This window comes from Embleya scabrispora DSM 41855 (assembly GCF_000372745.1).
Lineage (GTDB): Bacteria > Actinomycetota > Actinomycetes > Streptomycetales > Streptomycetaceae > Embleya > Embleya scabrispora.
The window spans coordinates 22,360-29,324 of sequence record NZ_KB889733.1; the positions used below are offsets into that span (position 1 = coordinate 22,360).

General features: G+C 70.9%; 7 protein-coding genes. 3 read left to right on the forward strand and 4 right to left on the reverse strand.

Translation table 11 applies throughout. The features are described 5' to 3' along the window. Nucleotides 1-73 precede the first annotated feature (73 nt). Both A3IC_RS0148615 and A3IC_RS0148620 read right to left on the reverse strand, forming a co-directional pair. On the reverse strand, nucleotides 74-1,183 hold the full coding sequence (locus A3IC_RS0148615) for a ferritin-like domain-containing protein (RefSeq protein ID WP_026219627.1): 1,110 nt from the start codon (nucleotides 1,181-1,183) through the stop codon (nucleotides 74-76). 105 nt (nucleotides 1,184-1,288) lie between these two features. Beyond that, nucleotides 1,289-1,810 carry a hypothetical protein gene (locus tag A3IC_RS0148620; RefSeq protein WP_020557306.1) on the reverse strand — a complete coding sequence of 174 codons (522 nt, stop codon included), beginning with the start codon at nucleotides 1,808-1,810 and terminating at the stop codon, nucleotides 1,289-1,291. Between the two features lie 194 nt (nucleotides 1,811-2,004). On the opposite strand from A3IC_RS0148620, the gene hisN reads away from it, so the two are divergent. Further along, a complete protein-coding gene (gene hisN, locus A3IC_RS0148625; protein WP_020557307.1) occupies nucleotides 2,005-2,802 on the forward strand; it encodes a histidinol-phosphatase in 798 nt (265 codons plus the stop codon). A gap of 240 nt (nucleotides 2,803-3,042) precedes the next feature. After that, nucleotides 3,043-3,444, forward strand: a complete 402-nt coding sequence (locus A3IC_RS0148630) for a CBS domain-containing protein (protein ID WP_020557308.1) — start codon at nucleotides 3,043-3,045, stop codon at nucleotides 3,442-3,444. An 88-nt stretch (nucleotides 3,445-3,532) separates the two neighbouring features. Here A3IC_RS0148630 and A3IC_RS0148635 read toward each other — a convergent pair whose 3' ends face one another. Continuing rightward, nucleotides 3,533-4,990 (reverse strand): catalase, encoded by a 1,458-nt coding sequence (locus A3IC_RS0148635; protein ID WP_020557309.1) that lies wholly within the window; start codon nucleotides 4,988-4,990, stop codon nucleotides 3,533-3,535. Nucleotides 4,991-5,113: 123 nt separating this feature from the next. Here A3IC_RS0148635 and A3IC_RS0148640 point away from each other — a divergent pair, with 123 nt between their 5' ends. Beyond that, nucleotides 5,114-5,530, forward strand: a complete 417-nt coding sequence (locus A3IC_RS0148640) for a Fur family transcriptional regulator (RefSeq protein ID WP_026219628.1) — start codon at nucleotides 5,114-5,116, stop codon at nucleotides 5,528-5,530. A gap of 16 nt (nucleotides 5,531-5,546) precedes the next feature. Here the strand turns inward: A3IC_RS0148640 and A3IC_RS60955 are convergent, their stop codons facing one another. Continuing rightward, on the reverse strand, nucleotides 5,547-6,599 hold the full coding sequence (locus tag A3IC_RS60955) for a hypothetical protein (protein WP_020557311.1): 1,053 nt from the start codon (nucleotides 6,597-6,599) through the stop codon (nucleotides 5,547-5,549). Nucleotides 6,600-6,965: the final 366 nt, after the last annotated feature.

A 6,965-nucleotide genomic window follows, 5' to 3' on the forward strand; every position in this document is an offset into this window, starting at 1 on the left:
CGGCCTTCCCCCGCCTCCGGCCTTCCCCTGCCCAAGCACGGACCCGCCGTGTCCGGGCCCGGCCGGGCCGTGCTCATCCGTCCGAGCCCAGCTCCACCATGTCGGTGACCTCGGCGGCCCGGGCCCGTTCCTCCGCGCGGATGCGCCGGTCCCGATCCAGCGCCTCGGCCTGGTCCTCGTCGTCGCGCATCATCTGCTCGACGTTGGTATCGCCCATGTCCAGCACGCCCATCTCGGCGAAGGTGGTGCGCACCTTCGGTCCCCACAGGCCGATGTCCTTGATGCACGGGACGATCCGGCTGAACAACAGGCGGCGGAACTCGCGCAGGTATTCGGAGTTCTCGGTGGCCTCGCGCGCCTCGACCTTGTCGATCTCGAAGTTCTCCCACACCTCCTCGTCGCGCAGCCGATCGCGCATCAGATAGCACCCCTCGACCACGAACTCCTCGCGCTCGCCGCGCTCGGCATCGGTCAGCTCGCGGTAGTAGTCGCGCAGCGCCATCCGCCCGAAGGCCACGTGCCGGGCCTCGTCCTGCATCACGTAGGCCAGGATCTGCTTGGGCAGCGCGACCGTGGTCAGGTCGCGCAACATCCCGAAGGCGGCCAGTGCCAGTCCCTCGATCAGCACCTGCATGCCCAGGTAGGGCATGTCCCAGCGGGCGTCCGACAGCGTGTCGTCGAGCAGCGCCTTCAGGCTCGGGTTGATCGGGTAGTACAGGCCGACCTTGTCCTTGAGGAAGCGCGCGTACACCTCGGCGTGGCGGGCCTCGTCCATCACCTGGGTGGCCGCGTAGAACTTCGCGTCCAGGTCGGGCACCGACTCGGCGATCCGCGCGCTGCAGATCAGCGCGCCCTGTTCGCCGTGCAGGAACTGGCTGAACTGCCAGGCGATGGCGTGCCGACCGAGTTCGTCGCGCTCGCGCTGCGACATCATGTTCCAACTGCGCGTGCCGTACAGCGTGTGCAGTTCCTCGGGCATGCCCAGCGGGTTCGTCGGGTCCACCGGCAGATCCCACTCGATCCGCCGGGCGGCGTCCCACTGCTTGTCCTTGCCCTTGGCGTACAGGGCGAGGAGCCGATCCCGGCCTTCGTCGTACTCCCAGTTGAACCGGGCCGCCCCCGACGCGGGGACCTCCCAGACGGTCATGTCGGCGGGCAGCGCGTACAGGTCGTGCGTCGACACGGGCATTCTCCTCGCGAGAGACGTGTGACGTGCGGTCGGCGGTTGCCGTGTACCCGCTGTCCTACGCCCTCATCGCGCCCATCGGAACCCCCGCGGGGGCATCGATTACCAGCGAGTAGCCTGCTCCGTCCTCGACGTGCCCTTGGTCGGCGCGCCCTTGGACGCGATCGCGCCCCCGCCCGGCGCCGGCGGCGTGCCCGGCTCGGCCGGCATCGACCCGGCGGACCTGGCCTGGGCCGGAATGGCCGCCGGCCCGGGCGGAGCGGCCAGCCGGCTGCGCAGCCGCTGCCGGCGTCGACCCAGCGATCGGGTGGCGGCGGGGCTGGCCCGGCGCACCTCCTCGGGCAGCGCGAACCACGCCTCCACCACGGCCAGCGCCTGGGGCCGTTCGCCGGCCCGCTCCAGCAGATCGGCGGCGCGCTCGTAGGTCCACGCGGTGCGCATCTCGGCCCCGACACCGTGCAACAGGGTGCCCAGCTCGCGTAGTTCCTCACGCTCGAAGCGGTCCGCGAGCGGAGTGCCCTCCAGTGTCCAACCGTCCAGACTTCGACGTGGTTGGACGAGACCGGGTCCCGGTACGGCCTCTTTGCCGTGTGTTGCCCTGCGCCCGACCCCGAACAGTGCCATCGCGGTCCCGCACCCCCTCCGTCATCGACTCGTACTCGTATCACGCGCACGACCGATGAACGGTTGTCGACTGTCGCTGCTCGCGCTTCCGTGTCTGCATAACGAGCGTACGAGGCCGTGGCGACGGCGCGTAAGTGTGTCCGTGCGCGCGGGGCGTGCGGAAACGTTCGCAAGGCGCCAGTACTGTTCGTGTCATGCCCGGCTATGACGACGATCTGCGCTTCGCCCACGTCCTCGCGGACGCCGCCGACGCGACCACCATGGACCGCTTCAAGGCGCTCGACCTCCAGGTCGAGACGAAGCCGGACATGACTCCGGTCAGCGATGCGGACAAGGCCGCCGAGGAGATCATCCGGCACCAGCTCGGGCGGGGCCGCCCGCGCGACGCGGTGCTGGGCGAGGAGTTCGGCTCGACCGGCCACGGGCCCCGGCGCTGGGTGATCGACCCGATCGACGGCACCAAGAACTTCGTCCGGGGCGTCCCGGTGTGGGCGACGCTGATCGCGCTGATGGACGGCGACGAGTCGGTCATGGGCGTGGTCTCCGCGCCCGCCCTGGGCCGTCGCTGGTGGGCCGCCAAGGGGGCCGGGGCGTGGACCGGCCGCAGCCTGTCCCAGGCATCGCGCTGCCGCGTGTCGAAGGTGGGCGCGATCGAGGACGCCTCGTTCGCGTACTCCAGCATGGGCGGGTGGGAGGAGCGCGGCCGGATGGACGACTTCCTGGACCTGACCCGGGCCTGCTGGCGCACCCGTGCCTACGGCGACTTCTGGTCGTACATGCTGGTCGCGGAGGGCGCGGTGGACATCTGCGCCGAGCCCGAGGTCAACCTGTGGGACCTCGCGCCGCTGTCGGTGATCGTCGAGGAGGCGGGCGGGCGGTTCACCTCGCTCGGCGGCGCTCCGGGCCCCGCCGGCGGCACGGCGGCCGCGTCCAACGGTCTCCTGCACGACGAGCTGCTGGACCGGCTCGGCGATCCGCACGAGCAAGCCTGAGGGATTTCGCGGACTTTCGGCATTCCCTGAAGGGTTTCAACGGATTTCGAAGGTTTTTGAAGGGTTTCAACGAACTGTCGGACCCTGGCCGTCCTACTCCCTTCGAGTGAGTTGCCCGCTATACCTTCCCTTGACCTTCCCGGGCATGTGACCATGTGAAAACCAGGGCTTGTGAACTTGTGAAATCTTTCTCGAGCACGCCCCGCCCTGACATCCACGCCCCGACGGAGGTGGTGTCACATGCTCGTCCGCGACGGCATGAGCACGATCGTTCTGACCATCGGCCCCGCCCACACACTCCGCGCCGCAGCGCGACTGATGTCCGCCCGCCAGATCGGCGCGGCGGTGGTGATCGACCCGGAAACGTCCGGACTCGGCATCCTCACCGAGCGCGACATCCTGATGTCGATCGGCGCGGGCCAGAATCCCGACACCGAGTACGCCTGCGACCACCTCACCTCGAACGTGGTCTTCGCGACCCCGTCCTGGACGCTGGCGGACGCCGCGGCGGCCATGACTCGCGGCGGCTTCCGCCACCTGATCGTGCTCGACGACGGCGACGTGCTCGGGATCATCTCGGTCCGCGACATCGTGCGCTGCCAGATCCGCGAGGCTCAACGCACCGAGGAACTGGTGAGCTGACCGCGGCGAGGGCGAGTGCCGGACGTGCTGAGCGCCGCCCGGTACCGATTCGCGGCTCAGGTACCGGGCGGCGGTTCTCGGGGGACCGTCAGGCGCGCAGGTCCTTCACGGCGGCTGCGATGCGGTCGCCGTAGTCCCGGTCGGCGGCCCGGAAGTGGCCGACGACGCGGTCGATGATGTCGTCGCGGGAGACCTGGGCCAGGAAGCCGGAGATGTTGGCCACCAGCCGGGCCTGCTCGTCCGCCGCCATCAGCCGGTACAGGTCGCCGGCCTGCACATAGTCGTCGTCCTGGGCGTGCGCCGGGGCCTCGTGGGTCCCGGTGACGCCGGCCACCGGGGTCGACGCCCACAGCGGTACGCCACTCTCGTACGGGCCGCCGAAGCTGTTCGGCTCGTAGTTCTTGGCCCGGCCACCCGGGTTGGTGGCCATGTGGCCGTCCCGCCCGTGGTTGTGGGCGACGGTGGCGTGCGGCGCGTTGACCGGGAGTCGGGTGTGGTTGATGCCCACCCGGTAGCGGTGCGCGTCGGCGTAGGCGAACAGCCGGCCCTGAAGCATCTTGTCCGGGCTGGGGCCGATGCCCGGCACGAAGTTGGCCGGGTTGAACGCGGCCTGCTCGACGTCGGCGAACACGTTCTCCGGGTTGCGGTCCAGCACCAGCCGGCCGACCTCGATCAGCGGGTAGTCGGCGTGCGGCCACACCTTGGTCAGGTCGAACGGGTTGAACCGGTAGGTCGCGGCCTCCGCGACCGGCATGATCTGCACCTTGAGCGTCCACGACGGCGCGGACCCCGCGTCGATCGCGGTGAGCAGGTCGCGCTGGTGCGAATCGGCGTCGGCACCCGCGAGGGCCGCCGCGGCCTCGGCGGTCAGGTTCCGGATGCCCTGGTCGGTCTTGAAGTGGTACTTGACCCAGAACGCCTCGCCCTGGGCATTGACCCACTGGTAGGTGTGCGAGGAGAAGCCGTCCATGTGCCGGTACGACGCGGGGATGCCGCGGTCGCCGAACAGCCAGGTGACCTGGTGGATGGCCTCGGGCGAGTGCGACCAGAAGTCCCAGACGTTGTCCGCCTCCTGGCTGCCGGTGTACGGGTCGCGCTTTTGGGTGTGGATGAAGTCCGGGAACTTCAGCGGGTCCTTGATGAAGAACACCGGGGTGTTGTTGCCGACGAGGTCGTAATTGCCCTCCTCGGTATAGAACTTCACCGCGAATCCGCGGGGGTCGCGCACCGCGTCCGCCGAGCCGAGGTTGCCGGCGACGGTGGAGAAGCGGGTGAACACCTCGGTACGCCGGCCCGGTTCGGCCAGGAAGTGCGCCCTGGTGAACCGGGACACGTCCGCGGTGACCTCGAAGTAGCCGAACGCGCCCGAGCCGCGGGCGTGCACCACGCGCTCCGGGATGCGTTCCCGGTTGAACCTGGCCAACTTCTCGATCAGGTACTGGTCCTGGAGCAGCAACGGCCCGCCGGGGCCCGCGGTCTGGCTGTTCTGGTTGTCGGCCACCGGTGCGCCGGATTCGGTGGTCAGCGTGTTCGGCTGCTGCGGCATGGTTCGCGTCTCCCCTGGCGTTGCTGGTGCTGAGGTCCGGCACTCAACCTAGAGCCCAGCTTGGACTTTGTCCAGAACAATATTTAGACCAGGTCTAATCCAGGGACGTGTATCGTCGTGTACATGAGCGACCTTCTGGAGCGACTGCGTGAGCGGGGATGGCGCCTGACCGCGCAGCGTCGCGTCGTGGCCGAGGTCCTGAACGGCGACCACGTACACCTGACCGCCGACGAGGTTCACGCGCGGGCGGGCGAGCGCCTGCCGGAGATCAGCCGGGCGACCGTCTACAACACGCTGAACGAACTCGTCACGCTCGGCGAGGTGCTGGAGGTGGGCACCGACGGGCGGGCGAAACGGTACGACCCCAACACCGGCACCGCGCACCAGCATCTGGTGTGCCGCGTGTGCGGAACGATCCGCGACGTCCATCCGGACTGCGACCCGATCGCCGGCCTCGCCGAGGCGGAGCGCTTCGGCTTCGACATCTCCGGCGTCGAGGTCACCTTCCGCGGCGTCTGCCCGGACTGCAAGCAGGGCTGAACCCCACGCCGTCGCGTCACGAAGGCGTGGTCCGCCGGACCAGGTGGACCGCGCCCGCGCGGGCCGCCCGGCGCAGCGCGGACCGCTCGGCGTCCAGGTGTGCGTGCAGGATGTCCAAATCCGCGTCCTCGCCGCATTCGGCGAGCCCGAGCAACATGCCCGGCGAGGGCCCGGTGCGCAGGAAGGCCCGGTAGGCGGCGGCCGGATCGGTGCCGCCGGCCCGCAGTCTGCGCCGGGCGGCGTCCCGCACCCTGGCCGAACGATCCGCCAACGGGCCCGCGAGTACGGCCGGTTCGATCCCAGCCGGCAACACCTCCACCGCCCGCTCACGCACCCTGGGATCGGGCACCCGCAACAGCCGCACCGCGACGTGCTGCCGGTCCCGGCCGCGCAGCCCGGCCAGCAGGGCGTGCCCGGCGGCGGCCCGGCAGGCATGGTCCGAGTCCCGCAGCGCGATCGCCAACAGCGCTTCCTCGTCCAGCAGTTCCATGCCCAGGCGACGCACGCTCGGTTGCTCCTCGGCGGCCAGCGCACGACCTCGGGCCTCTTGGCGCGGCCCGGCGAGCAGCACCTCCCGGTAGGCGTCCAACACGCCCTTGGACCGGATCCGCCCGCGCAGCGCGTCGAGCACGGGCACCACCGCCCGCACCTCGTCCGGCTCGTCGTGCCACCGCAGCGCGGCGAACGCCCGCTCGCGCACCGAATCCACCCAGTCGTCGGTCCGCAGCGCCAGGAAGACCGAGGCCAACGGCCCGGGTTCGGCCGCCAACCGAACCACCGCCTCCTCACGCAGACCGCCGTTCCCGTCCAGGCTGGTCACCGCCGCGGCCAGCGGATGCCGGCGGGTACGCAGCAGCGCCCTGGCCGCCGCCGGGTCGCCGAGCGCCCCCGCAGTCGCCCTCGGCCGAGCGGCCCGATCCATCCGCACGAGCGTGGCCGCGGACAGCCCGATCACCCGCGCCGCGACCGCGTCCGAGTCACCTTCCCCGGCCCGCACCACGCCGCGCAGGTACGCCACCAACCGCACCGCCTGCTCCCGCGAGCCGTCCTCGCCGGGCCACTCCCCCACGACTACGTCCCGGCCCCCGGCGGCCCCCCGCCCCCTCCACAACCGCCCGCCCCGCGCCATCCGCCACCTCCGATCCCCCAAACCCTAACGACCCCCCACGCACCCCACCCAAAAGCCGACCCACACCCATTCCAACCCGGCCCGCGCTTGAGGCCACTCAGCCCGGCCGGAGGCCACTCAGCCCGGCCGGCGCTTGAGGCCAACCAGCCCCGCCGGCGCTTGAGGCCAACCAGCCCCGCCGGCGCTTGAGGCCAACCAGCCCCGCCGGCGCTTGAGGCGAACCCAGCCCGGCCGGCGCATGAGGCCACTCAGCCCGGCCAGCGTTTGAGGCCACTCAGCCCCGCCGGCGTTTGAGGCGAACCCAGC

Excerpts from the sequence above, each read along its gene's own strand:
- hisN (WP_020557307.1), top strand. The coding sequence starts at position 2,005 with ATGCCCGGCTATGACGACGATCTGCGCTTCGCCCACGTCCTCGCGGAC.
- A3IC_RS0148630 (WP_020557308.1), top strand. The coding sequence starts at position 3,043 with ATGCTCGTCCGCGACGGCATGAGCACGATCGTTCTGACCATCGGCCCC.
- A3IC_RS0148620 (WP_020557306.1), bottom strand. The coding sequence starts at position 1,810 with ATGGCACTGTTCGGGGTCGGGCGCAGGGCAACACACGGCAAAGAGGCC.
- A3IC_RS0148635 (WP_020557309.1), bottom strand. The coding sequence starts at position 4,990 with ATGCCGCAGCAGCCGAACACGCTGACCACCGAATCCGGCGCACCGGTG.
- A3IC_RS0148640 (WP_026219628.1), top strand. The coding sequence starts at position 5,114 with ATGAGCGACCTTCTGGAGCGACTGCGTGAGCGGGGATGGCGCCTGACC.